The organism is Achromobacter sp. 01N37 (assembly GCF_056399725.1).
Window position 1 is genome coordinate 534,311 of sequence record NZ_JBFTRX010000003.1, and the last position, 23,184, is coordinate 557,494.

General features: G+C 64.8%; 22 protein-coding genes. 11 read left to right on the forward strand and 11 right to left on the reverse strand.

The window, feature by feature from the left end; genetic code table 11:
• Positions 1 to 7 precede the first annotated feature (7 nt).
• Together AC1DSJ_RS08625 and AC1DSJ_RS08630 are read right to left on the reverse strand one after the other, a co-directional pair.
• Entirely contained in the window at positions 8 to 1,207 is a 1,200-nt protein-coding gene (locus tag AC1DSJ_RS08625; protein ID WP_441371280.1) for a DUF1501 domain-containing protein, read from the reverse strand.
• Positions 1,208 to 1,216: 9 nt separating this feature from the next.
• Positions 1,217 to 2,830 carry a DUF1800 domain-containing protein gene (locus AC1DSJ_RS08630; protein ID WP_441371281.1) on the reverse strand — a complete coding sequence of 538 codons (1,614 nt, stop codon included), beginning with the start codon at positions 2,828 to 2,830 and terminating at the stop codon, positions 1,217 to 1,219.
• Positions 2,831 to 3,138: 308 nt separating this feature from the next.
• On the opposite strand from AC1DSJ_RS08630, the gene AC1DSJ_RS08635 reads away from it, so the two are divergent.
• Positions 3,139 to 3,471: a hypothetical protein gene (locus AC1DSJ_RS08635; protein WP_175168464.1), complete on the forward strand. Its 333-nt coding sequence runs from the start codon at positions 3,139 to 3,141 to the stop codon at positions 3,469 to 3,471.
• On the opposite strand, the gene AC1DSJ_RS08640 is transcribed toward AC1DSJ_RS08635, so the two are convergent.
• Positions 3,434 to 5,089 carry a methyl-accepting chemotaxis protein gene (locus AC1DSJ_RS08640; RefSeq protein WP_441371282.1) on the reverse strand — a complete coding sequence of 552 codons (1,656 nt, stop codon included), beginning with the start codon at positions 5,087 to 5,089 and terminating at the stop codon, positions 3,434 to 3,436. The genes AC1DSJ_RS08635 and AC1DSJ_RS08640 overlap by 38 nt on opposite strands.
• Before the next feature lie 143 nt (positions 5,090 to 5,232).
• Complete coding sequence (phrB, locus tag AC1DSJ_RS08645; RefSeq protein ID WP_476760298.1) at positions 5,233 to 6,651, reverse strand: deoxyribodipyrimidine photo-lyase; 1,419 nt, start codon at positions 6,649 to 6,651, stop codon at positions 5,233 to 5,235.
• 369 nt (positions 6,652 to 7,020) lie between these two features.
• On the opposite strand from phrB, the gene AC1DSJ_RS08650 reads away from it, so the two are divergent.
• Positions 7,021 to 8,469 (forward strand): CoA transferase, encoded by a 1,449-nt coding sequence (locus AC1DSJ_RS08650; RefSeq protein ID WP_054425752.1) that lies wholly within the window; start codon positions 7,021 to 7,023, stop codon positions 8,467 to 8,469.
• Positions 8,470 to 8,587: 118 nt separating this feature from the next.
• On the opposite strand, the gene AC1DSJ_RS08655 is transcribed toward AC1DSJ_RS08650, so the two are convergent.
• The 7 genes from AC1DSJ_RS08655 to AC1DSJ_RS08685 form a co-directional block, all read right to left on the reverse strand.
• Positions 8,588 to 9,124: a peroxiredoxin gene (locus AC1DSJ_RS08655; protein WP_175169446.1), complete on the reverse strand. Its 537-nt coding sequence runs from the start codon at positions 9,122 to 9,124 to the stop codon at positions 8,588 to 8,590.
• A 134-nt stretch (positions 9,125 to 9,258) separates the two neighbouring features.
• Complete coding sequence (locus AC1DSJ_RS08660) at positions 9,259 to 10,776, reverse strand: adenylate cyclase (protein ID WP_441371283.1); 1,518 nt, start codon at positions 10,774 to 10,776, stop codon at positions 9,259 to 9,261.
• A gap of 31 nt (positions 10,777 to 10,807) precedes the next feature.
• The gene (locus tag AC1DSJ_RS08665; RefSeq protein WP_175168467.1) at positions 10,808 to 10,972 is read right to left on the reverse strand and encodes a hypothetical protein; all 165 of its coding nucleotides are present in this window, start codon (positions 10,970 to 10,972) and stop codon (positions 10,808 to 10,810) included.
• Between the two features lie 260 nt (positions 10,973 to 11,232).
• Complete coding sequence (locus tag AC1DSJ_RS08670) at positions 11,233 to 11,640, reverse strand: DoxX family protein (protein WP_054425747.1); 408 nt, start codon at positions 11,638 to 11,640, stop codon at positions 11,233 to 11,235.
• 209 nt (positions 11,641 to 11,849) lie between these two features.
• The gene (gene dbpA / locus AC1DSJ_RS08675) at positions 11,850 to 13,238 is read right to left on the reverse strand and encodes an ATP-dependent RNA helicase DbpA (protein WP_054425744.1); all 1,389 of its coding nucleotides are present in this window, start codon (positions 13,236 to 13,238) and stop codon (positions 11,850 to 11,852) included.
• A gap of 255 nt (positions 13,239 to 13,493) precedes the next feature.
• Entirely contained in the window at positions 13,494 to 14,261 is a 768-nt protein-coding gene (locus tag AC1DSJ_RS08680) for an IclR family transcriptional regulator (RefSeq protein WP_441371284.1), read from the reverse strand.
• 41 nt (positions 14,262 to 14,302) lie between these two features.
• Positions 14,303 to 15,034 (reverse strand): GntR family transcriptional regulator, encoded by a 732-nt coding sequence (locus tag AC1DSJ_RS08685; RefSeq protein ID WP_476760299.1) that lies wholly within the window; start codon positions 15,032 to 15,034, stop codon positions 14,303 to 14,305.
• Between the two features lie 214 nt (positions 15,035 to 15,248).
• Between AC1DSJ_RS08685 and AC1DSJ_RS08690 the strand changes: the two genes are divergently transcribed.
• From AC1DSJ_RS08690 to hpaH, 9 genes are all read left to right on the forward strand, one after another.
• Entirely contained in the window at positions 15,249 to 16,112 is an 864-nt protein-coding gene (locus AC1DSJ_RS08690) for a fumarylacetoacetate hydrolase family protein (RefSeq protein ID WP_441371285.1), read from the forward strand.
• Positions 16,105 to 17,103 (forward strand): ornithine cyclodeaminase family protein, encoded by a 999-nt coding sequence (locus tag AC1DSJ_RS08695; protein ID WP_346552018.1) that lies wholly within the window; start codon positions 16,105 to 16,107, stop codon positions 17,101 to 17,103. Before AC1DSJ_RS08690 ends, AC1DSJ_RS08695 begins: the two co-directional genes overlap by 8 nt.
• A 60-nt stretch (positions 17,104 to 17,163) precedes the next feature.
• Entirely contained in the window at positions 17,164 to 18,264 is a 1,101-nt protein-coding gene (locus AC1DSJ_RS08700) for a cupin domain-containing protein (protein ID WP_346552017.1), read from the forward strand.
• Positions 18,265 to 18,308: 44 nt separating this feature from the next.
• The gene (locus tag AC1DSJ_RS08705; protein ID WP_054425731.1) at positions 18,309 to 18,800 is read left to right on the forward strand and encodes an aromatic-ring-hydroxylating dioxygenase subunit beta; all 492 of its coding nucleotides are present in this window, start codon (positions 18,309 to 18,311) and stop codon (positions 18,798 to 18,800) included.
• Between the two features lie 22 nt (positions 18,801 to 18,822).
• The gene (locus tag AC1DSJ_RS08710) at positions 18,823 to 20,091 is read left to right on the forward strand and encodes an aromatic ring-hydroxylating dioxygenase subunit alpha (protein ID WP_054425729.1); all 1,269 of its coding nucleotides are present in this window, start codon (positions 18,823 to 18,825) and stop codon (positions 20,089 to 20,091) included.
• A gap of 2 nt (positions 20,092 to 20,093) precedes the next feature.
• A complete protein-coding gene (locus tag AC1DSJ_RS08715) occupies positions 20,094 to 20,414 on the forward strand; it encodes a non-heme iron oxygenase ferredoxin subunit (protein WP_054425727.1) in 321 nt (106 codons plus the stop codon).
• Entirely contained in the window at positions 20,411 to 21,760 is a 1,350-nt protein-coding gene (locus AC1DSJ_RS08720; protein WP_441371286.1) for an NAD(P)/FAD-dependent oxidoreductase, read from the forward strand. The genes AC1DSJ_RS08715 and AC1DSJ_RS08720 overlap by 4 nt, the downstream gene beginning before the upstream one ends.
• Before the next feature lie 28 nt (positions 21,761 to 21,788).
• Positions 21,789 to 22,196, forward strand: a complete 408-nt coding sequence (locus tag AC1DSJ_RS08725; RefSeq protein WP_441371287.1) for a nuclear transport factor 2 family protein — start codon at positions 21,789 to 21,791, stop codon at positions 22,194 to 22,196.
• Positions 22,197 to 22,272: 76 nt separating this feature from the next.
• Positions 22,273 to 23,073, forward strand: a complete 801-nt coding sequence (gene hpaH / locus AC1DSJ_RS08730) for a 2-oxo-hept-4-ene-1,7-dioate hydratase (protein WP_441371288.1) — start codon at positions 22,273 to 22,275, stop codon at positions 23,071 to 23,073.
• The last annotated feature ends 111 nt before the right edge of the window (positions 23,074 to 23,184 follow it).

Genomic DNA, 23,184 nt, shown 5'->3' on the forward strand with positions numbered 1-23,184 from the left:
GGGGCGCTCAGACCAGCTTCAAGTCCACGGGCGCCACGCCCGGAAACACTTGCGCCAGACGCGCCTTGTCCAGCCCGTACAAGCGCGCGAACAGGCCCGCAAAGACGGCGCGGTACTCGTTCAAGACCGGGTAGTCGCGGTCCTGGAACAGGGTTTCGTGTTTGACGGCGACTTGCCGCCCCGCAATGCGTCCGCCCTGGACATTGCCGCCCATCACCCAATACACCGTGCCGTGCCCGTGGTCCGTGCCTTTGTTGCCGTTTTCGCGAAACGTCCGGCCGAATTCGCTGATGACGACGACCGTGGTTTGCCGCCACGCCGGCCCCATCGCGTCCGCATACGCCGCCAGCGCGCGGCCCAACTGCCCAAGGCGGCCCGCCAACGCACCCTTGGCCGCGCCCTGGCCCACGTGCGTGTCCCAGCCGCCGACGTCGACAAAGCCCAGGTTGTAGCGGTCGGTCATGAAGCGGGCGATGCGGCGCACTTCTTTTTCCAGCTTGTCTGTTGACACGGCATTGCCATTGGCCGCCTGCATTTCGGCGTCCAGGTCTTGCCGTGTGGCGCCCATGATGCGCTGCCCTTCGGCCACCGAGGCGTCCAGTTCCGTGTGGCGGTACATCGAGGCGATGGCGCGGTTGTCGGCCTCGCTCAGGCGCGATTTGCGGTTGGCGCCGCCCAGGTCAATGTTGGGAACACGCGCGTCGCCCCGTAGAATCTGCGGCACTTCGGACGTGAAGGCGGCAGGCTGCGCTGCCGACCCGTTCAGCGTGGCGGTCAGCCGGTTAAGAAAGCCTGAACGGTAATTGCCGCCGCCTTTTTCGCCGCCTCGTCCCAGCTCGATGCTGTTCTGGGTTTCGAAATGGCTGCGGCTCAAGTCGTCCGTGCCTGCAAACGGCACGAAGGCCAGTTGCTTCTTCTGATAGAAGGGCATCAGGCTGTCGGCCAATGCGGGATGCAGGCCCCAGCCGTCTGCCAGAGGCAAGGCCGCCTCCGCGCCGCTGCCGGGCCGGCCAATGGCGATGCTGGGCCGTGATTCGTAATAGAAGTCGCTGGTGGTGGGCACCAGCAGGCTGGCGGCGTCGTAGGCGCCGCGCATGAAGACGACCAGCAGGCGGTTGCTCGACGCGGCGGGCGCGGCGTACAGGCGGCTGCCGCCCAGTAGCAGCGGGGCGGCGGCCATCATCTGAAGCAAGTGGCGGCGGTCCATGGGGTTCTCCTAGCGGCGCATGAATTCTGGCGAGGCCAGCAGGTAGGTATTGGCGTCTGCGGGCGTTTTCGCTTGCGCGATGGCGTCACGCGTGGCGGGTGACAGCGTGGTGAACAGGCCCTGTTCAGACGCCGACGTCAGCAGGTTCGGCAGGCGGGGCAGCACCAGCGGCTGCGTATCGTCGGGAAGACGGTAAAACACTTGCGGGGCGGCGGCGATGGTGCGTGCAATTTCAAAACGCTGCGTCATCTGGCCAGAACCCGACCAGTCAGACATGGCCAGCGGATAGCCATCGGGTGTGGGCCGCTGGTAAAGCCCTTGGCCCATTTGGCGCAGGATGGCCATGGCCGCTTTGGGGTTACGCACAGGCGGCAAGTCGGCATAGGTAAGACGCAACGACGACAATACGTAGTGCACCGGGTCCTTGAACACGCCCGTCTTCAGCGATGCCGTGAATTCAGCCGAGGTAAATAGCGTTTGCAGCGTGGCGGCAATATCGCCGTCTTGCGCCAGAAACGTCTTGGCCATCCGGTCGACCAGCGCAGGCGCGGGCGCATCGCCCACGAAGTACGCCGCCAGTTTGCCGCTGATGAAATGCGCCGTGGCGGGCTGGCGCGCCAGCAGGTCGAGAGCGTGGTCCACTTCGTCCAGGCCGCCGCCGCGAATCTTCTGGCCCAGAAACACCTTGTCGCCCGTGTCGTGGCGCCCGGGGTGAAACAGGAACAAGCCGTCTTGCACCAGTTGGCCACGCAGCTCAGGCTTTACCTTGGGCGGCTTGTCGTTGTTGTGCACGCCCAGCCCGGTCAGGATGCGGGCCAGTTCCTGCACGTCGGTCTGCGTGTAGCCGCCCTTGACGCCCAGCGTATGCAGCTCCATCAGTTCACGCGCGTAGTTCTCGTTGATATGGCCAACGGTATTGCGCGTGTTGTCCAGGTAAACCAGCATGGCGGGCGACCGGGTGGTGGCCCGCAGCATGTCGCGAAATTTCCCCAGCGCATGCGGGTGGATGGCGCGCGCTTCGTACTGGGGCAGATAAGTGCCGACGTCATTCTTGCCCGCAAAGACATTGAAGTGGTTCATCCAGAACCACGTCATCTGTTCCTGCAACTGATTCGGCGAGTACAGCGCGCGCCATATCGTGCGGTACGCGGTTTCCTCGGCGCGAACCCGCGAAATTGTCCGCGCTTCGCGCTGCGCTTTTTGCTTGGCGTCGGCGTCCAGGCCGCGCGCATCTTGGCGGATCTTGCGCTGCCGGGCCTGCGCGTCCTGATCAGACTCGTGGTTGATCGACAAGTCGTCGATGCGTTGCTGCACATCAAAGGGCAAGGCTGCGTGGGCGTCGGGATGCAGCTGGCGTTGCAGATAACGGTCGGCGCCCAGCTCGTGGATGCGCGCAAGCTCTGACGGGGTCGCGCCCCAGGTGATGCGGTTGACCAGCGCCGCGTCATGCGCGGGGGTGCCAGCGGGCTTGGGCGCGTTCGCCTTAGTTGCGTTCACATCGGATGCGTTCACATCGGGCGGCTGCCCCCGCGCGCGGGAGGCGGGCGGCAGCCAGAGCAGCAGCGGCAACAACGACGAGCGCAGCAGAGACCGGCGAAGTGAGTTGGGGCGCAAAAGCATCATCGAACCAGTACCTTTCATGCGACGACAACCAGGGGCGATAAACACGGGTGACAACGCCGTGGCGACAACCCATGGCGATAACGAGTGTGACCGCATCATCGCGCAAGCGTTGCTTGCCGTGCGCGTATTGAAACGCAAGGAAACCGTTGCTTGCTGTGCGCGTATTGAAACGCAAGGAAACCGTTCCTTCAAACCGCCATCCGCAAGCGGCGCGTCATATCCGGGCACGCGCCGGGGCCATTGCCGCCGCGACGGCAGCGCCGTCCTATCATGGCGTTCAATATTTGCAGACTACCGGGAGCCCACGCATGGAAGGAATGATTGATCGTCTGGAAGGGATGCTTGCCAAGGGCACCGACAACCTGCTGTTGCGGTTTTCCCTGGGCAAGGCCTACGCCGAGCAGGATTGCTTTCGCGAAGCTGAAACGCATCTGCGCGCGGCGCTGGCGTTTGACCCCACGTATTCAGTCGCGTGGAAATGGCTGGGCAAGGCCTGCCTGGGCTTGGGTGACAAAGCGGGCGCACGCGCCGCGTGGGATAGCGGGCTAAAGGCGGCAGAGGCGCGCGGAGACAAGCAGGTCGAAAAAGAACTGCAAGTCTTCATCAAGCGGCTGGATAGGGAAGCTGCCGCGCAAGGCTGAGGGGGCGGGCCGGTTGCGCGGGGGCGCTGCCGCCCACCCGGAACACCTCAATCGCGTGACGCAACTGTGCGCCGCGCGTGCGCAAGTTGTCTACCGCCAGCGCGGCTTGTTCCACACGCGCGGCATTGCGTTGCGCCGCATTGTCCGTTTCCGAAATGGTGCGGCTGACGTTGTCGATGCCCGTGTGCTGCTCGGTGGATGTGGCCGCAATCTCGTTCATGATCTGCGTCACCTGCTGCACCGACGCCACAATATCCAGCATGGCTTCGCCCGCGCGTTCCACATGCCGCACGCCGTCGTTGACGCGTTCGTTCGACGCTTCGATCAGCGCCTTGATTTCGCGAGCGGCCGTGGCGCTTTTCTGCGCCAGGCTGCGCACTTCGGTCGCCACCACGGCAAAGCCCTTGCCGGCTTCGCCTGCCCGCGCGGCTTCCACAGCGGCGTTCAGCGCCAGGATGTTGGTTTGGAAGGCGATGCCGTCAATGATGCCCACCACTTCCGCAATGCGTGACGAGCTTTCCACGATGCCGTGCATGGCGGCCGTGGCATCGTGCACGACCTGGCCGCCGCGTTTGGCCACATCCGACGCCTGGCTGGCCATCTGATCCGCGCCTAGCGCATTCGACGCATTCAGCTTCACCGTGGCGGCCAATTGCTCCATGCTGGCCGCCGCCTCTTCCAGCGACGCGGCCTGGTGTTGCGTGTGGGCGGATAAATCTTCGTTGCCGTCGGCAATTTCCGAGGCGGAATGCAAGGCGCTTTCGATGCCGTTGTGCACGTCGCGCGTAATGCTGACGAGGCTTTTGCGCATGACTTCCAACGAGAATTTCAGCGCGCCGATCTCATCGCGCAAGCCCGCAGGCGGCATGGCCGTGCTGAGATTGCCGGCGGCGATCTGCCGCGTGAAGTCGGTAGCCGTCCCCAACAAGCCTGTGATGGATCGCGCAAAGCCCCAGCCCGACGCAAATATCAACACGACGCCCGCGGCCAGCGCGCCCGCCGCCATGGCGAGTTCTTCGGGCGGCAGGCGGTCAATCATCGCGTACAGCGCGACGCCGCCCGCGCCCAGGAAGAGGGTGGACGCCAGCATCGCCCAGGCCAGCATGCGTGAACGCACGCCGGTCAGGCGCCAGAATTTCAGCCGCGCCAGCACCCCCATCAGCCCGGTGGGCCGCGCTTGGCCGCGATGCAGGCGCACGCTACGCGCGGTGCCGTTGCGCAGCCGCGCATACAGCGCATCGGCCGCGTCAATTTGTTCTTGAGTGGGTTTGACGCGCACCGACGCATAACAGACCGTGACGCCGCGTTCGATGATGGGTGTGACGTTGGCCAGCACCCAGTAATAGCCGCCGTCTTTGCGGCGGTTCTTGACGACGCCGGTCCAGGATTCCCCGCGCTGGATGGTGCGCCATAGGTCGGCAAAGGCGTCTTCGGGCATGTCGGGGTGGCGCACGATGTTGTGCGCGGCGCCCACCAGTTCTTCGCGTGTGAACCCACTGACTTCCACGAACGCGGGGTTGGCGTAGATGATGCGGCCACGGGCGTCGGTGCGGGAGATCAGGTACTGCTCGTCGTGCAGCGTGTATTCCTTGTCGTAAACCGGCTGATTGTTGCGCATGCGTCTGTCGTCCTGTGATGGGCGGGGGGCGTGGTGCAGCCGGGCATCATCGGGGAGGGGGGCGTGCGCGAGGTTGATCTACATCAAAATATTGGGATGTTATGCAAAACGTAAGTCGGTGACCGACGGTGGCTGCCGCGGCGTCACACGGCAGGCAAATTGCCAAAGGCCTCCAGCGCGCGCAGCCGGCTTTGCGCCAGATCAACGATAGCGGTGGGGTAGCCCGCCGCCGCGCGTTCCATCGGGCTGGGGTCATGAATGGCCTGGTCGTCCAGGTGCGCCAGCTCGGGCAGCCACTCGCGCAGGAACACCCCCCGCGGATCGAAACGGCGGGACTGCGATAACGGATTGAAGACGCGGAAGTAAGGCACGGCATCGGCCCCCGTGGACGCGCTCCATTGCCAGCCGCCATTGTTTGCCGCCAGGTCGCCGTCCACCAGGTGTTGCATGAACCAGGCTTCGCCCAGCCGCCAATCGATCAACAGGTTTTTCGACAGGAACATGGCCGTCACCATGCGCAGGCGGTTATGCATCCAACCCAGCGCCAGCAACTGCCGCATGGCGGCGTCGACGATGGGGATGCCGGTTTGCCCCTGTTGCCACGCCTGCAAGTCGGTGGGCGCATCGCGCCATGGCACGGCAGCGGTTTCCGGTTTCATGGGCAGGTGCATCGACAACGACGGGTAGGCGGCTAGCAGATGCTGATAGAACTCGCGCCACAGCAGTTCGTTGATCCAGGTAGCGGCGCCCGCCTTGCCGCTATCCAGCTCGCCGTGGTTGGCGGCGAGCGCCGCGCGCAGCGCCTGGCCGGGCGACAGCACGCCCGCTGCCAGGTATGGCGACAGGCAACTGGTGCCGGGCAAGGACGGAAAATCGCGTTCGTCTTTATAGGCGTCGATGACGCCGTCGGCAAAGGCTTCCAGCCGGTCGCTGGCGGCGGCTTCGCCCGCCGGCCATAGCGCGCGGATGGCCTCGGTGGCAGGCGCAAAGCCGYCGAACGCATCCGGCAGCGGGTCGGCCTTCCAGGCGGGCGGGGTCTGCGCCTTGGGCGGGGGCAGGGCGCGCAACGGGGCGGTGCGCAAACGCTCGCGGCAGGTGCGCGCATAGGGGGTGTAGACGCGGTAGCACTCACCTTTGCCCGTCAGCACCGTGCCCGGGCGCAGCAGCGACGCGCCATGGTGCAAGGTCCAGTCCACGCCGATCTCGGCCAGCGCAATGCCCACGGCCGCATCGCGGCGGCGTTCATTGATGGCCCATTCCGTGTTGGCATGAACCTGGGCAATGTCGTGCTGCTTGCAGAACGCAGCAATGGCGTCGGGCGCGTGGCGCCAGTCGTCAACGGTCAGCAGCTTCAAGGGGATGCCGATGCCGCCCAGATCACGCTGCAACTCGTGCAGGTTACGCAGCCAGAAGTCCACCTTGGCGGGCGCGTCATCATGCTGGCGCCATTGCCCGGGCGACGCGATGAACAGCGCCGTTACCGTGCCGTTCTCGGCGGCGGCGGCAAGCGCCGGATTGTCGTGCATGCGCAGGTCGGTGCGGAGCCAGAGCAGCGTATTCATGAAGGGCGATCCAGGGCGGAAGAAGGGGGCGGGCGGCAGCGTTATCGATGCGCTGTCCAGGCGTTTTTCATTGAGGCTGGCATTCTATCTTGGCGCCGCGCCTGGAAGACGATGTAAAAACTACGAGTAGATGTGACGGCCGCGTGCGCGTATTTCGCGCGTCACACCGCGCCAAGCGTGCACATTCCGGGTGGCGAAACCCGCCCGCTCCCCGGGGCGCGGGCCGCTGCCCCGTCTTCCATGCATAGCGCGTCTGGCGCGGGGCGCGTGGCGGTCAAACCGTGAAACACGCTGAGCTCATATACGTATTGACGCGATATGTGCCCCCGCCATGTAATTCATCCAACGACTAGAGCCGAGTTGAACGCTATGGGAAATCTGATGGATTTACGCCCGTCCTTTCTACGGGGACGCACACCCGCCAGCAAGACGTCTCGCGACGTACTGCAGAAACTATGGCGTTCATTCGATTTGCCGGACGAATCGCTTGAGCATGTGCTGTTGACCGGCGCCAACCCCGTGCTGCCGTCTTCATTCGCGGTGGGTGCTGCGGCGCAGGTCAGCATGGCCGCCGCCGCCATGGCCGCCGCCGAGCTCTGGCACCTGCGCGGCGGCGCGCGTCAGCAGGTCAGTGTCGACATGCTGCACGCCGCCCAGGAATGCCGCAGCCACTTCACCATCAACGGCGTGACGCCCAACCCCTGGGACCCGATCAGCGGCTTGTATCGCTGCGGCGATGGCGGCTGGGTTCGCATCCACGCCAACTTCGCGCATCACCGGGATGGGGCGCTGGCCTTGCTGGGATGCCCAATTGGCGAAGACACCACGCGCGAAACGGTGGAACTTGCGTTGTCACGCTGGAAGGCCACTGACTTCGAACAGGTGGCCGCAGACGCCGGGATGGTGGTGGCCGCCATGCGCAGCTTTGACGACTGGGACCGCCACGGCCAAGGCCAGGCTATTGCTGCGCAACCCTTGATGACGATCGAACGCATCGGTGAGGCCGACCCCCGGCCCTTGCCGAAGTACGGGCACGACGCCCGGCCGCTGAAGGACATTCGCGTACTGGACCTGACGCGCATCATCGCCGGCCCCGTGTGTGGCCGCGCGCTGGCGGCCTATGGCGCCGACGTGATGCTCGTGAATTCACCGCACCTGCCCAACATCGACAACATCATCGACACGAGCCGCGGCAAGCTGTCCGTGCTGGCGGATCTGGACACGGCGGATGGCCGTATTGCGCTGGGTAACTTGCTGCGCAGTGCGCATGTGTTCGTGCAGGGCTATCGGCCGGGCGGACTGGCGGCGTTGGGCTTTGGCCCGGAGGACGCCGCAAGAATTCGTCCGGGCATCGTCTATGTGTCGTTGACGGCTTACGGCAATGCGGGTCCATGGGCCAACCGCCGGGGCTTCGATTCCCTGGTGCAAACGGCCACGGGCTTCAACCATGCGGAAGCGCAAGCCGCGGGGCAGGAAGCGCCCAAGCCCTTGCCAATGCAGATTCTGGATCATGCGTCGGGGTATCTGATGGCGTTTGGCGCGCAAGTGGCGCTGGCGCGGCAGGCCACCGAAGGCGGCAGCTGGCATGTGCGCGTGTCGCTGGCGCAGACTGCGCATTGGCTGCGCAGCCTGGGCCGGGTGGATGGGGGGCTGGCCTGTAAGATGCCCGGCTTTGACGGCTTGCTGGAAACCGAACACTCGGGCTTTGGCGAGCTTGTAGCCGTGCGCCATGCCGCCAATTTTTCAGAAACGCCCGCGCGGTGGACGCGTCCGTCCAGCCCGCCCGGATCGCATCCGACCGTCTGGCCGTTCAACTAAGCAACTCAGTCACTAAGTTACGGCCAGGCGGTTAGCCTCTGTGGCCTATCGCTTGGCCTTATTGCTGGGGGCCTTATTGCTGAGGGCCTTACTGCTGGTGGCCTTACTGCTGGCGGCCTTACTGCTTGGCCTTCCAGTCGCGCAGCGCGCGCATCGTGTTGGACACGTGCGACTCGGGGTTCATGTCCGTGAATTCATACAAGATTTTGCCTTGCGGCGAGATCACATACGACACGCGCTGCGCGTAATCCGGGCGCTTGTCGTGCACGGCGTCATAGGCCTTCATGATCTTGCCGTCGCCATCGGCGGCCACCGCGAACTTGCTGCGGCACTCGCTAACCGAAAATTTGTTCAGGGTGTCGATGTTGTCGGTCGAAACCCCGATGACGGTCGCGCCTAGCGACTTGTATTCGTCGGTGGCTTCGGCGAAGTTGTGCGCTTCAATCGTGCAGCCTTGCGTAAAGGCGGCGGGGAAGAAATACAGCACGACCGGGCCTTGCTTGAGCGCCTCGTTCAGCTTGAAGGTGAAGACGTTGCCGCCCAGCGACGCCTGGGTGCTGAAGTCGGGCGCGGGGGCGCCGACATTCAGGGCGGCTTGGGCGGAAGTGGCGGCCAGCAGGCCGCAGAACATCAAGCAGGGGGCGAGGCGCTTCATGCGGTTCATGGGTGTCTCCGATATTCAATCAATCTTTTGCGGCGGGCCGCGGCGAGACGCCTACTGTAGTCCTGCCGCGATGACGGGTCCAGTGCAGCGGGACCCGCGCACGGGGTTCAGTTCCGGGATTCAACTCAGTCGCGATTCGGTCCGCCCCGTCCATCGTTGCCACGCGGCTGATCCCTGCCGCGCCCGTCGTCGCCGCCTTGTTGCCGCTTCTGCGGCTGCTCACGGGCCTGTTGCTGACGGGCTTGTTGTTGCTGCTGTTGGTGCTGCTGTTGCTGCTGTTCGCGAGCTTGTTGCTGGCGCTGCTGCTGTTGCTGGTCTCGGGCCTGTTGTTGGCGAGCTTGCTGCTGCTGTTGCTGTTCACGCGCCTGCTGTTGGCGCTGCTGTTGTTGCTGGTCTCGGGCCTGCTGTTGACGGGCTTGCTGCTGCTGCTGTTCACGAGACTGCTGTTCGCGCGCTTGCTGCTGGCGGGCTTGATCCTGCTGCTGCCTTTGCTGGTCGCGAGCCTGCTGCTGCCGCGCTTGCTGCTGTTGCTGGTCGCGGTCCTGCTGTTGACGCGTTTGTTGATCCCGAGCCTGCTGATCCCGTGCCTGCTGCTGACGGGCTTGTTGTTGCGCCTGCTGATCCCGCTGCGCCTGCTGCCCATCGCGCGAGGGCTGCTGCTGCGCTTGCGCTTGCGGCGGCCGTCCCGGTTGCGTCTGGATGACGTTCTGCCCTCGGGGCTGATCACCGCGATTGGGATTGCCGCGATTCGAGTCGCCACGATTCTGGTCACCCCGATTCGAGTCACCCCGGTTCTGCTCACCCCGGTTCACATCATTGCGGTCACCGCGATTCCCGTCGCCGCCGGGCCGTTGCCCTTCAGGCGGGCGTCCATTGCCGGGATGGTCCACAAACGCTTGCGGCGGGCGGCCCTTGTTGTGGTCATAGAACTGCGCGCGGTTGTTCCCGGCGTCGCGCACGAATCCACGCTGCATGTCGGTGGGTGGCGCGTGCCGGTCGTTGCGGGCCGCCACTTCGCGCGGGTCGGCCGCGCGCCGGATGCCGTCAGGGCCGCCGTGATAGCTGACCCGCCGGTTGTCGACGTTGTTGATGACGACGTTGTGGTTGTAGACGTTGGTGACGCGCGTCACGTTCACATTCGTGACGGAGCGGTTGTAGTAGAAGCGGTCGCGCTTCCAATAGCCGCCCACATAGCCCAAACCGACGTAGCCGAAGCCGTAATTGATGCCGCCGTAGAACCCCACATGAGGGCCCCAGTAGCCTGCATTCCACACATAAAGCCCGTTGGCGAAGCCCCAGTAGCCAGGCGTCCAGAGCGCGCCGGTATAGGGCGCCAGCACCCAGGCGCCAGGCACCCAGAAAAAGCCGTAGCGGTTGCGGCTCCAATAGCCTGGCACCCACATATAGCCATCGGCTGGCGCGGGCGGCTGCACGTAGACGGGCAGCGGCGGCGGCGGTTCGGGGCTGCGGTCCACCAGCGCCAGGTTGGCGTTGGCGGGGTCGCCATTGTCATAGACGGGGGCAGCGGGCGCCGGGGGCGGCGGGGGCGGTGCATACGTTTGCGCCGCCGCGCTCGCGCAAACTGCCAGCAGCGCCGTGAAGGCCAAGGGTTGCAAACGGGAAATCCGGGCTAAGGATGTCATGGCAGTTCCTCATCGCATCCGATGCGAGGGCTCAATATCCGCGGTAGTAATAATGCGGCGCGGGATACGCGGGGTAGTAGTAGTGCGGCGTGTAGTAAACCGGCGCGGGGCGATAGTACGCCGGGCGGGCCGGCACCACCACACAACCGGTCAACGAACTGGCCATCACCAGCATTAGCAGCAGACTCTTCTTCATTTCGGTAACTCCCTACCTTGCGCCAGGCGTGGCTCACGCCCTTGGTGCGCTGGTAAGGATTAGGCCATACCAGCAGGCCAGGAGTTCTTCGTTGTAATCGTTCCGAAACAGCTTTCGCGTGACCGATGTTTGCGCCGGCGTGACGGCCCATGTCGTTGGTATCAATCTTCGCTGCAAAAGCAACGGGGCCGCCTGAGCGACCCCGTTGTCTGGTATCACTTGGCGTCGTGTTGTGTCACGCCGGCAAGGTCAGCCAAGCGTTAGTTCCAGCGGCCGCCATTGCCAGCCAGGCTGAAACGGCCGGCGCCCATGAAGGCGATGGCCAGTGCGGTAAAGAAGAACATGCCTTGCAGCTCCAGCGCCCAGCCACCCGTGTTGGTGATGGTGCCAAGCTGGCCGGTGTGCGCGAGCAACACCGCCACGATCATGTTGATGGCGATGATCAGGCCGCCCAGGCGGGTGTAGACGCCGATGATGAGCAGCACGGGGGCAATGATTTCGCCCACGTACACGCCATAAGCCAGAAAGCCGGGCAGGCCATGCGAAGACAGCATGCCGCTGATGCCGGTCACGCCGCCGCCCATGAGTTTGGACAGGCCGTGAAGCAAAATCAGAATGCCGAGGGTCAGGCGCAGGATCAGCTTGCCGGTATCGTCGGACTTGATCATGGTGAGTTTCTCTTGTGATGGTTAAGGGGACAGCGGCTCGTTGGAGCACGCCGTTAACCTTTGGTTCCGCGTCCTGGCTCCCGCGATGGATGCGGCAGCCAGGTCAGCCGGGGCCATTATGGCAAAACCCACGCAAAATCATCAAGCTATCGCCAGCGAATGGCGAATGGCCAAGGGCGGGCAGGAATGGATTCCTGCCCAAGCAGCAATCAAAACTCTTCCAGGAACCGCATGCGGAAGCGGCGGCCCTTGATGTTGCTGTTGGACACCCGCGAAAACACCTGCTTGGCGATCTGGCGGTCCAGCGCCACATAGGAATTGAATTCCGTGATGTTGATCTTGCCGACTTGTTCGAACGTCAGGCCGCCATCACCCGTCAGCGCGCCCAGCAGGTCGCCCGGACGCAGCTTGTCTTTCTTGCCGCCCTGAATGCACAGCGTCACCATCGGCGCGCGCAAGGGGCGGTCTGCTTTGGGCTTGAGCGACTTGATGTCGCCCCACTTCAAGGGCGAGCCCTGGTATTGCTCAACCAGGTTGGCCCAACGCATTTCATCGGGCGAGCACAGGCTTAGCGCCAGGCCCTTTTGATCACCGCGGCCGCTGCGGCCGATGCGGTGCACGTGGACTTCGGTGTCTTTCGTGACATCCACGTTGATGACCGCGCCCAGGTTCTGGATGTCCAGGCCACGCGCCGCCACGTCGGTGGCGACCAGCACGGCGCAGCTTTGGTTGGCGAACTGGATCAGGATTTCATCGCGTTCGCGTTGCTCAAGATCGCCGTTCAGTGCTTGCGCGCTGATGCCGTCGGCTTGCAGGCGTTCAACCAAGTCGTGGCTGCGAATCTTGGTATTGCAGAACGCCAGCGTGGACACGGGGCGGAAATGCGCCAGCAGACGGGCTACCGAGTCCAGACGGTCTTTGCCGTCGATCTCGTAGAAGATCTGTTCGATGCGGCTGGCGTCGTGCTGCGCTTCCACCTTGACCTCGGCGGGGTTGCGCAAAAAGCGCGCGCTGAGCTTGCGGATGTTGTCGGGGTAGGTGGCCGAGAACAGCAGCGTCTGGCGCTTGGTGGGGCAGTGCGAAGCAATGGCTACGATGTCGTCGTAGAAACCCATGTCGACCATGCGGTCGGCTTCGTCCAGCACCAGCGTCGTCAGGCCAGCCAGGTCCAGGCTGCCGCGTTCCAGGTGGTCTTGAATGCGGCCGGGCGTACCCACCACCAGATGCGCACCGCGCGCCAGGGATTCCGCCTGCGGGCGGGCGGCCGCGCCGCCGCACAAGGTCAGGATCTTGACGTTCGGGATCAGGCGCGCCAGACGGCGCAGTTCTTGCGCGACCTGGTCAGCCAGTTCGCGCGTGGGGCACACCAGCAGCGCCTGCGGCGTCAGTTGGGTGGTGTCCAGCTTTTGCAGCACGCCCAGGCCGAACGCCGCGGTCTTGCCGCTGCCGGTCTTGGCTTGCGCAATGATGTCGCGGCCTTCCAGGATAAGCGGCAGGCTTTGCGCCTGGATGGGCGTCATTTGCTCGAACCCCAGGCTTTGCAGGTTGTCGAGCAGGGCGGGCAAGAGGGGCAGGGTGGAGAAGGGCGTGTTGGTCACAATAGGGCGGATCGCAAAAACCGCGAAAAACTGAATCGACCGACAGTGTAATCCCTGAGTTGCTTTCGCCGTCGCACGTGGGCGCATCGGCATGCAATACCCGCGTATGGGGAAAATAATCAGGGACGCAATAGGGGGGCGTCGATAGGGGGCGTAATAAGGGGGGCGCCAATAGGGAGGCGTCAATAAGGACGTCTTCCACAAGTACGCCTTCAGCAGGGCGCCCTCAGCCAGCGCGGCGCCATTCCGGCTGCGTCAGTCCGTATCCGCTTGCGGCTCGTACGTGCCGGCTAGCGCTTGGGCAGCCTCTTGCATGCGCGGCAACCAGGCCCGCGCGCCATCAATCGACAAGCGCGCAACCGGCGCATGCAAGGCTACGGCAGCAATCACCCGCGTGCCGTGCAGAATCGGCACCGCCATGCACACGATGCCCAACAGAAATTCTTCGCGGTCAAAGCTCGCGCCTTCTTTCTTGATCGTGCGCAGTTCGTGTTCCAGCGATGCCACGTCGCACAAGGTGTTGGGCGTATAGCGGGGCAAGGGGGCGGCCGCCAGCAGACGGGCGCGCGCTTCGCGCCGCATGTGCGCCAGAAACAGCTTGCCGCTGGCCGAACAATGCAGCGGCACGCGTGACCCGGTCTGTAGGTTCACACGCAGCGGCCACGCGGTTTCCACACGATCCAGATAGATGACCTCGTCACCATCCAGCATGGTGCAGTTGCAGGTTTCGCCGATCTCATCGACCAGGCTGTCCAGGATGCGATGGCGTTCGCCGCGCAGCGGGGAATTCAGCAGCGTCTCGCGCGCCAATGCGCTGAGCCGCGGGCCGCTGACGTAGCTTTTGCCGGCAGGCTCGCGCAGCAGCATGCCGGCGTCGACCAGACGCGTCAGGATGCGCAGCACCGACGGTTTGGGCAAGCCGGTGGCGTCGGTCAAGGCGGCCAACGACACGGGGCTTTCAGATCGGGCGACCTGTTCCAGCAAGGTCAACGCCCGCAAGGCGGCAGAGGATTCGTCTTTCATCTTTCAGGGTTTGAAAGTGATCGGATGGGGGAGCAGACAACTCACGCGCCATCATCGCCCAGCAGCGGCCGCGCGCATAGTGCGCCACGCAAAGACTCCAGCAGCACCCGCTTGTTTTCCCGGCTGCGATACGCGTGTTCGCGCATCAGGTTTTCGGCGCGCACGGCTTCGCGGCGGGTGATGGCGCGCAGCAGGTCTTCATGATCGGCTTGCGCGCGCAGCACAAACGGCGTTTCCAGCAGCGACGGGGTAGACGGCAGCGTCAGCGCGGCGGGGCCGGCAAGCGGGGTCTTGTTGTTGTGCTCCAGTGCGGACAGCAGGGCGCGATTGCCGGCGGCTTCGCACAGAATCTCGTGGAACCGGCGGTTGATCTGGCCCCAGGCGCGCGCGTCCACCGTGGTGTTGGGGTCGCGGCGGGCGGGCGCCAGCAAGGCGCGTCCTTCCTCTACCGCTTCCGACAGCGCGTCCAGCACGTCTTGGGGTGCGCCGCGTTCCGCTAGCAGGCGGGCGGCCATGCCTTCGARCACGCCGCGCACATCCACGGCGTCGCCAATCTCTTCCACCGTGAAGGCGCGAACCCGGAACCCCCGCGAAGGCAGGCGTTCAAGCAGGCCTTCCTTTTCCAGCTCGGTCAGCGCAATGCGCAGCGGCGTGCGCGACACGCCCAAGCGTGCGGAAAACTGCAATTCCACGACGCGTTCCCCGGGCTGCAACGCACCGGAAAGCACCATGTCCCGAAGTTCGGAAATAACTTTGTCGATCTGAGCGGCCATAGCGTGGCGTGGGCTGAAGATTGTCTGAAAGGGCTCCCAGTGTACCTAGAAAATTGCATGCAATAAGCCAAAAAATAGATCTTCCTGTCTTGCGATTTATCAAAATTGCATGCAATAATTCGGAAAAACAGCGGTACTAGGCGTTTTAAGCCTAGTAATGCATGCAAAGACGCAAACCATTGCATGCCATTGAGCCGAAAGCACAGGAGACAACATGAAGCTCATCAGCTTCGTAGAGGCAGGCCGCCCCGGTTGGGGCGTGGTGCGTGATACCGACGTCGTGGTGCTGACCCAGGTCTGGCCCGACGTGATGACGGCATTGACCGCGGGCGTGGACCAGATTGCGCAAGCGGCCGACGCGCCGGGCGTGCCCTGTACGCCCTTGGCCGGCCTGCAATGGCTGCCGCCCGTTCCCGCGCCGCGCAAGATTCTTTGCGTGGGCCTGAATTACGGACGGCATGTGGCCGAAGCAGGACGTGAACTGGCGGCGCACCCGTCTTTGTTCGCCCGCTTTGCGGACAGCCTGGTCGGGCACCGCGAACCCGTCTGGAAGCCGCGCGCCTCCGACAGGTTTGATTACGAAGGCGAACTGGCCGTCGTCATCGGCCGGGGCGGACGCCACATTCCCGCAAGCGATGCGCTGTCGCACGTGGCTGGCTACACCTGTATGGCCGAAAACTCGGTGCGTGACTTTCAAAAGCACAACGCGCAGGTCACGCCGGGCAAGAACTTCGAGCGCAGTGGCGCGATTGGCCCTTGGCTGGTCACGGCGGACGACATTGGCGACCCCGCGCGGCTACGCGTCAACAGCCGCTTGAACGGCGAAGTGATGCAAGACGGCGACGTGTCCGACCTGATCTTCCCCATCCCTGAACTGATTGCCTACATCAGCACGTTCACGCCGCTGTCTCCGGGCGACGTCATCGCAACCGGCACGCCGGAAGGCGTGGGCTCCAGCCGCAAGCCGCCGCGCTTCATGGCTGCCGGCGACACGCTGGAAGTCGAGATTCCCGGCATCGGAACGCTGATCAACACGGTGGCGGACGAACCCGCCCAACAAGGAGCTGCGCATGGCTGACGCGCTGCGGTATCTGACGGAACGGGACGTGGTCTCGGTGCTGAACATCCATCGCGCCATTGATGCGCTGCAAGACATGCTGGTGGCGCAAGCCCGCGACCAGGCGCGCAACCTGCCCAAGACGCTGGCCACATGGGGCGACGGCAGCTCCATGCATGCATTAGGTTCCGTGCAGACGGGCGAGGGCGGGTACGCCGGGTTCAAAACCTGGGTGCACACGAAGGCGGGCGGCGGCTCGTTGTTCAGTTTGTTCGATGCGGCCACGGGCGCCTTGCGCGCCATTATCGAAGCGCGTGCGCTGGGCATGTTGCGCACGGCGGCCATCAGCGGCGTCGCCACGCGAGCGCTGGCTCCGCAAGACGCAACGCGCGCTGCGCTGGTCGGCACCGGCCCGCAAGCGGTCACGCAATTGGCGGCCTTGGCCGCGGTGCGTGATTTGCGTCAGGTGCGGGTGTACAGCCCCACGCCGGAAAAGCGCCGCGCGTTCGTGGCGAGCGTGGCGGGCAAATATGCGTTCGACGTCCAGGAGTCCCCCAGCCTGGAACACGCGTTGGCGGGCGCCGAGATCGTCACGCTGATCACGCGCGCGGTTGATCCTTTCGTGGATGCGGCCCTGTTGGCGGGCTGCCGGCACCTGAACGCCGTGGGTGCGATCTTGCCGTCCAAGGCCGAGTTTGCGCAAGACGTGTTCACGCTGGCCGACCGCGTGGTGGTGGACGACCTGGAGAACGCGCGTAAAGGGTCGCGGGAACTGCGCGAACGCTATGGCGCCGACGGCGCGCCGTGGCCGGATGTGGCCGTGCTCGGCCAACTGCTGGCGCAAGGTGACGCGCGACCCCCTCAGGCACGGCTGACGATCTTCAAGGGCATGGGCATGGGTTTGTCGGATCTGGCGATGGCGCGCGTGGTGTTTGAGCACGCTCGCGAGCACGGCTTGGGTATCGAACTTCCCCCCCAAACCCGCGAAAACCTGCTGCTGGCGCAGCCCTGAACCGCATTCAATCAACAAGACACAGCCGGCCGGCAGCGCTGGCGGCAAGAGGAGACAAGCATGTTCGTCGACATCAGCGGGGCCGCACCCCGCGAACAAAACAAGTGGCCGTCCATCGTGATCCCGAAAGAGGATATTGATCTGGAAATTGCGCGGCTGATCGACGCGCCCCGGCCGGACAACGGCCGCCGCGCGTCGCTCATCACCCACCCCGAGGCGACCGCGCCGGGCTTGGGTCTGGCGCCCGGCACGGACGTCACCATCAATGTGGTGAACCCGGGCGAGCGTACGTTCAACCTGCGCAAGAACTCCAACATGCTGGAAATCTGTATCAGCGGGGAAGGGGTGGCTACGGTGGCGGGCCGCGATATCCGGGTGGGGCATTGGGACGTCTGGAACACGCCCGCGATGCAGGTGCATTCGTACCGCAATGACGGCAAGACGCCGTGGGTGCGTTTGTCGTACTCCAACGCGCCGCTGCTGGAAAAGCTGGAGATCCATTACGTTGAAGAGTTCGACGGCGCCGTGCCCCCCGCAGACGCGAACACCCAGCCCGTGCCGGCCCGCGCACCCGACGCCGCCCGTTCGCGCGACCTGGCGCTGCGCGAACAGATCACGCCCGAGGGCGCCTGGCTGATGGGCTACGAGTGGCTGATAGATATCGACGTGCTGGAATCGAAAGCGCTGCATTGGCCTTGGGAGGCCGTGTCGCGCTACCTGCCCACCGTGGAAGACATGGCGCGCGGCTACAACGGCCGCCGTCTCTTCGTGCTGTACAACCCGGCGACCGAACGCCGCATCGGCACCACGCACAGCTTCTTCGCCACGATTTCGTCGTCGCCGCCTGACAACCACCACGTGCCGCACCGCCATAGTTCGTCGGCCATCAATTACTACCTGCGCGGCAACGGTTACAGCAAGGTCAACGGCACCCGGCTGGACTGGAAGGCGGGCGACTTGATTTTGTCTGCGCCCGGCTGGGCCATGCACTCGCATCACTCGGGCACGGAAACCACGTCTGCGCTGACGGTGCAAGACCACCCGCTGCAAATCGCCATGGAATCGCTGATCTGGCAGGAGCGCATGCAGGAACCCATTTTGGCGCTGGGCAGCCAGAGCGGCTTTGAAAGCAACCGCGCGCAGTTGGCCGCGGCGTCCTGAGCGCCTTCCGGCCCCGTTCACACGCATTGATATCTGGATTCCCCATGACCTTGATTGAACTGTCCGACGCCCCGGCATTGCGCGCGCAACTGCGGGATTTCTACGACGACTACGCCTACTGCCTGGACGAAGGCAGGCTGGAGGAGTGGCCCGATTTCTTCACCGAAGACTGTCACTACCGCGTGCTCTCGCGCGAAAACCACGACGCCGGCCTGCCGCTGGGCCTGATCTATTGCATGAACAAGAACATGGTGCGCGACCGCGTCACGGCGCTGCGCGAGACCACGATGTTCGAGCCGCGTTCGCTGCGCCACTTCATCAGCGGCGTGCGCGTCATGGAATTGCAGGGCGACCACATCGTGTCGCAGGCCAACTTCGCCGTGATGGAGTCGCTGTCTGACCGCGAGCCCACCTTGAATATGGTGGGCCGCTATCTGGATGTGCTGCGCGTGACGCCCGACGGCCTGTTGCTGAGCCGCCGCGACTGCGTCTACGACAACTACCGCGTGCGCACCTCGCTGATCGTTCCCATCTGAATCCGCTGCAAGGAAACCCGTCATGACCTGTTCCGATTCCGCCGTGCTGGACACGCCTGCCGCGGCCCCCATTCATCTTGAACGCCGCTGGCCCAAAGAGGGCTACACGCGCATCCCCAACTGGGTCTACACGGACCCGGCCATCTTCCAAAAGGAAATGGATGTGTTCTTTGCCGGCCAGACCTGGAACTACGTGGGCCTGGAATGCGAAGTGCCCGAGACCGGTTGCTACAAGCGCAACTGGATCGGCAACCGCCCGGTGGTGATGGTGCGCACCGAAACCGGCGAGGTCAATGTGCTGGAGAACCGCTGCGCGCATCGCGGCGCGCAGATCTGCTGGCAAAACACGGGGCGCGTGACGGACTTCACCTGCCCGTATCACCAATGGAATTACGACCTGCACGGCAACCTGCAAGGCGTGCCGTTCCGTCGCGGCGCGATGGGCAAAGGCGGCATGCCGAAGGACTTCGACCCCAAGCAGAACGGCATTCGCAAGCTGCGCAGCGTGAACCGGGGCGGCTCGATCTGGGCCACGTTCTCGGAAGAGGCGCCCAGCTTTGAAGACTATTGCGGCGCGGAAGTGCTGGCCGAGATCGATCACATGTTGCCGGGCAAGCCGCTCAAGCTGTTGGGCTATAGCCGCCAGCTGATTCCCAGCAACTGGAAGATGTACCTGGAGAATCTGAAGGACCCGTACCACGCCACCTTGCTGCACACGTTCTACATCACGTTCGGGTTGTGGCGCGCGGATTCGAAGTCGGAATGCATTCCCACTGGCGGCGGCGCGCATAGCGTCATGGTGTCGCACAACGAAGGCAAGAAGAAGACCGAAGCCACCACGGAAATGAGCCGCTTTCGCGACGACCTGGAACTGCTGGACCTGGAAACCGTGACGCCGCGCGCCGAGTTCAACCGGGGCCGGGTGGGGGGCGCGTGGGTGTTTCCCGCCGCCCAATTCGGCATCCAGGCCAATTCGCTGAAGACCCGCCACGTCATCCCGCGCAGCCCGACCGAGCACGAACTGGTGTTCACCTATTACGGCTACGAGGACGACGACGAGGAAATGACCCGCCTGCGGCTCAAGCACGCCAACCTGTTGGGGCCGGCCGGCTTTGTGTCGATGGACGACAGCGAAATGCTGAACCAGGTGCAGATCGGCGTGACGGGTTACCCCGAGGCGCGCGGCATCGTCGAGATGGGCGGCCGCGACACGGAACCTGCCGACTACATGGTGACCGAAGTGCTGATCCGGTCGTTCTACGACTACTACCGCAAGGCGATGGGGCTCTGATCATGGACATCTGGAAACCCGTTGCCTTGGTGACGGACATCTCGCCGGATACCGGCACGCTGCGAGTCGTGCATGAAGGTGAAGGCGTCTGCCTGTACGACTTGCAGGGCGAAATCTGCGCCACCCAAGACCGCTGCCCCCACGGCAACGCCAGCCTTGCCGACGGCTATCTGGAAGACGGCACCATCGAATGCCCGTTGCACCAGGGCGTCTTCGACATTCGTACCGGCAAGCCGCAATGCCCGCCGGTCACAACCGACCTGCGCCGCTACGAGGTCCGGGTCGAAGCCGACACGGTGTATCTGAAGGCGGAGGCCGCGTGAGCGCGCGCGCGATCGTCATCGTGGGCGCAGGGCAGGCGGGTGGCTGGGCCGCCACCACCTTGCGCAGCCGCGGCTACGACGGCCGCGTGCTGCTGCTGGGCGAAGAACCCCATGCGCCCTATGAGCGGCCGCCGTTGAGCAAAGCGGTGCTAAGCGGGCAGGCTGCGGCTGATAGCACCGAACTGTTTTCCACGGCGCGGCTGGCGGACTTGGATATCGAGTTCCGGCCGGGCATCGCCGCCACGCGCTTGCGGGTGGACGACAAGCAGGTGGAGTTGTCGGACGGCGCATCGGCGGGCTACGACAAGCTGATTCTATGTACCGGCGGGCGGCCCGTTGTTCCGGCGTTGCCCGGCGTGTCCAGCGCCGCCGTGCATGTGCTGCGCACGCGCGATGATGCGATGCGCCTGCGCGCGCAGCTGGGTCCGGGCAAGCATGTCGTCATTGTGGGCGGAGGATGGATTGGCCTGGAAGTGGCCGCCACGGCGCGCCAGTCGGGCAGCCGCGTCACGGTGCTGGAACAGGCGGGGCGCTTGTGTGCGCGCAGCGTGCAGCCGGGCGTGTCCGCGCACCTGGCCGCGCTGCATGCCGCGCATGGCGTCGAGGTGCGGCTGGGCGCCAGCCTGTGTGCGGTGCATCCGCAGCCGGACGGGCGCGCAGTGGCCGAGCTGGCCGACGGGTCCGCTATCGCGGCGGATGCCGTGGTGCTGGGCGTGGGCCTGCAAGCCAATGACGCGTTGGCGCGCGCAGCAGGCATTGAATGTGAACGTGGCGTGCTGGTCGATGCGTACTGCCGGACGTCTGCCGTGGACGTGTATGCGGCGGGCGATGTGGCGGTGTCGGTATATGGCGGGGCGGTCCATACCGGGGCGGCCCATGCCGGGGCGGCCCTTGCCGGGGCGGCCGATAGCGGGGCGGTCTCTGTCGGGGCGGCCCAAGCCGGGGCGGCCCATGCCGGGGCGGTGCATACCGGCGCGATCGGCCGGGTGCGGCTCGAATCCTGGCAGAACGCGCAGGACCAAGGCACCGCTGCCGCGCTGTCGGCGCTGGGCGAGTCCGTGCCGTATACGCCCAGCGGCGCGGTCTGGTCCGAGCAGTACGACGCCATGGTGCAGATCGTGGGCTTTCCCGCGCTGGCGGCAAGCGAAGTGCTGCGCCCGCAGGCGGAGAGCCGCGCCTTGCTGTCGGTGGCGCTGGATGCCGGGAGCCGCATCGTGGCGGCCGTCGCGGTTGACGCACCCCGGGAGTTGCGCCAGTTGCGTAAATGGATCGCGCAAGGCGCGGTCCTGGACCCGGCGTTGTTGCAGCGGCCTGACGTGCCGCTGGCCAACGCGCAAATCGGATAACGGAGCACAAACCCGCATGGACCATGCAATGCAATCCCTACACATCAAGGCCGCTTGCGAAGCGGTTGTGCTGACGTTCTTTCATGCGCTGGACACGCGCCAGCATGACGTGGCCGCCGCCTTGATAGCGGACGACGGCGTCTGGATGCGGCAAGGCCAGCGCTTGTCAGGCCCGCGTGACGTGCTGGCGGCGCTGAACGCCCGTGCCGCCGAGCGCAGCACCTGTCACGTGATCACCAATTTACGGCTCGTCGATGGGGACGATACGCGCGCGACTGTCGGCTACTTCCTGACCGCCTATGACAGCGTGCCGCAAGAGCAGGGCGGCGCGCCCCGGCTGGTATCCATCCGCGAATGCCAGGACGTGCTGGTGAAGACAGCGGGCGGATGGCGTTTGGCCGACAAGCGCAGCCGGCGCCATCTGCCGCCGGAATAAGCCTCGGCATCACCCGCCGCAATAACACCCCAACAACACCCCAATACCACCCACACCAAGCCCCCAAGGAGACCCCATGGATGCCACAACTATAAAAACACTGGCRCTGCGTCTGGACGAGGCCGAGCAGCGGCGCAGCCAGGTGCGTCAGCTGTCGCTGGACCACCCGGACATCACCATCGCCGACGCCTATGCCATCCAGCGCGAATGGGTCGCGCACAAGATCGCATCGGGCCGGCGGCTGGTGGGCCACAAGATCGGCCTGACCTCGCGCGCGATGCAGTTGTCGTCGCAGATTGACGAGCCGGACTACGGCGCACTGCTGGACGACATGCTGTTTGCCGATGGCGCCGAGATTCCGCGTGACCGCTTCATCGTGCCGCGCCTGGAAGTAGAGCTGGCGTTCATTCTGGACCGCCCGTTGCAGGGCCCGGGCGTTACCTTGTTCGATGTGCTTGACGCGGTGCGCTATGTGATCCCGGCACTCGAGATCATCGACGCACGCTCGCATCAGATCGACCCGGATTCCAAACGGCCGCGCAAGGTGTTCGACACCATCGCCGACAACGCCGCCAACGCGGGCGTGGTGATGGGCGGGCGGCCCGTGCGCGTGGGGGAGGTGGACCTGCGCTGGGTAGGCGCCTTGCTGTCGCGCAATGCGGTGATCGAGGAAACCGGCCTGGCGGCGGGTGTGCTGAACCATCCGGCCAACGGCGTCGTGTGGCTGGCCAACAAGCTGGGCGAACACGGCGTGGTGCTGGAGGCCGGGCAGATCATTCTTAGCGGCTCGTTCACCCGGCCGGTATTCGCGCAGGCAGGCGACACGTTCCATGTGGACTACGGTTCGCTGGGCGCGGTGAGCTGCCGCTTCGTTTAACGCAACTTTTCATCCGGCATTCAACGCGATTTTCAGGAGCGACCCCCGACCCCGCTTTCCCATTTGAATAAGCGCGCCGCATACACCTAAAACAGCACGGGCGCGTGGCAG

What these genes read in the sequence shown, in the direction of transcription:
- AC1DSJ_RS08625 (WP_441371280.1), bottom strand. Translation starts at nt 1,207, where the DNA reads ATGGACCGCCGCCACTTGCTTCAGATGATGGCCGCCGCCCCGCTGCTA.
- AC1DSJ_RS08630 (WP_441371281.1), bottom strand. Translation starts at nt 2,830, where the DNA reads ATGATGCTTTTGCGCCCCAACTCACTTCGCCGGTCTCTGCTGCGCTCG.
- AC1DSJ_RS08725 (WP_441371287.1), top strand. Translation starts at nt 21,789, where the DNA reads ATGCAATCCCTACACATCAAGGCCGCTTGCGAAGCGGTTGTGCTGACG.
- AC1DSJ_RS08695 (WP_346552018.1), top strand. Translation starts at nt 16,105, where the DNA reads ATGGCTGACGCGCTGCGGTATCTGACGGAACGGGACGTGGTCTCGGTG.
- AC1DSJ_RS08700 (WP_346552017.1), top strand. Translation starts at nt 17,164, where the DNA reads ATGTTCGTCGACATCAGCGGGGCCGCACCCCGCGAACAAAACAAGTGG.
- AC1DSJ_RS08710 (WP_054425729.1), top strand. Translation starts at nt 18,823, where the DNA reads ATGACCTGTTCCGATTCCGCCGTGCTGGACACGCCTGCCGCGGCCCCC.
- AC1DSJ_RS08640 (WP_441371282.1), bottom strand. Translation starts at nt 5,089, where the DNA reads ATGCGCAACAATCAGCCGGTTTACGACAAGGAATACACGCTGCACGAC.
- AC1DSJ_RS08665 (WP_175168467.1), bottom strand. Translation starts at nt 10,972, where the DNA reads ATGAAGAAGAGTCTGCTGCTAATGCTGGTGATGGCCAGTTCGTTGACC.
- AC1DSJ_RS08635 (WP_175168464.1), top strand. Translation starts at nt 3,139, where the DNA reads ATGGAAGGAATGATTGATCGTCTGGAAGGGATGCTTGCCAAGGGCACC.
- AC1DSJ_RS08715 (WP_054425727.1), top strand. Translation starts at nt 20,094, where the DNA reads ATGGACATCTGGAAACCCGTTGCCTTGGTGACGGACATCTCGCCGGAT.
- AC1DSJ_RS08655 (WP_175169446.1), bottom strand. Translation starts at nt 9,124, where the DNA reads ATGAAGCGCCTCGCCCCCTGCTTGATGTTCTGCGGCCTGCTGGCCGCC.
- AC1DSJ_RS08705 (WP_054425731.1), top strand. Translation starts at nt 18,309, where the DNA reads ATGACCTTGATTGAACTGTCCGACGCCCCGGCATTGCGCGCGCAACTG.
- AC1DSJ_RS08680 (WP_441371284.1), bottom strand. Translation starts at nt 14,261, where the DNA reads ATGAAAGACGAATCCTCTGCCGCCTTGCGGGCGTTGACCTTGCTGGAA.
- AC1DSJ_RS08650 (WP_054425752.1), top strand. Translation starts at nt 7,021, where the DNA reads ATGGGAAATCTGATGGATTTACGCCCGTCCTTTCTACGGGGACGCACA.
- AC1DSJ_RS08660 (WP_441371283.1), bottom strand. Translation starts at nt 10,776, where the DNA reads ATGACATCCTTAGCCCGGATTTCCCGTTTGCAACCCTTGGCCTTCACG.
- AC1DSJ_RS08690 (WP_441371285.1), top strand. Translation starts at nt 15,249, where the DNA reads ATGAAGCTCATCAGCTTCGTAGAGGCAGGCCGCCCCGGTTGGGGCGTG.
- AC1DSJ_RS08670 (WP_054425747.1), bottom strand. Translation starts at nt 11,640, where the DNA reads ATGATCAAGTCCGACGATACCGGCAAGCTGATCCTGCGCCTGACCCTC.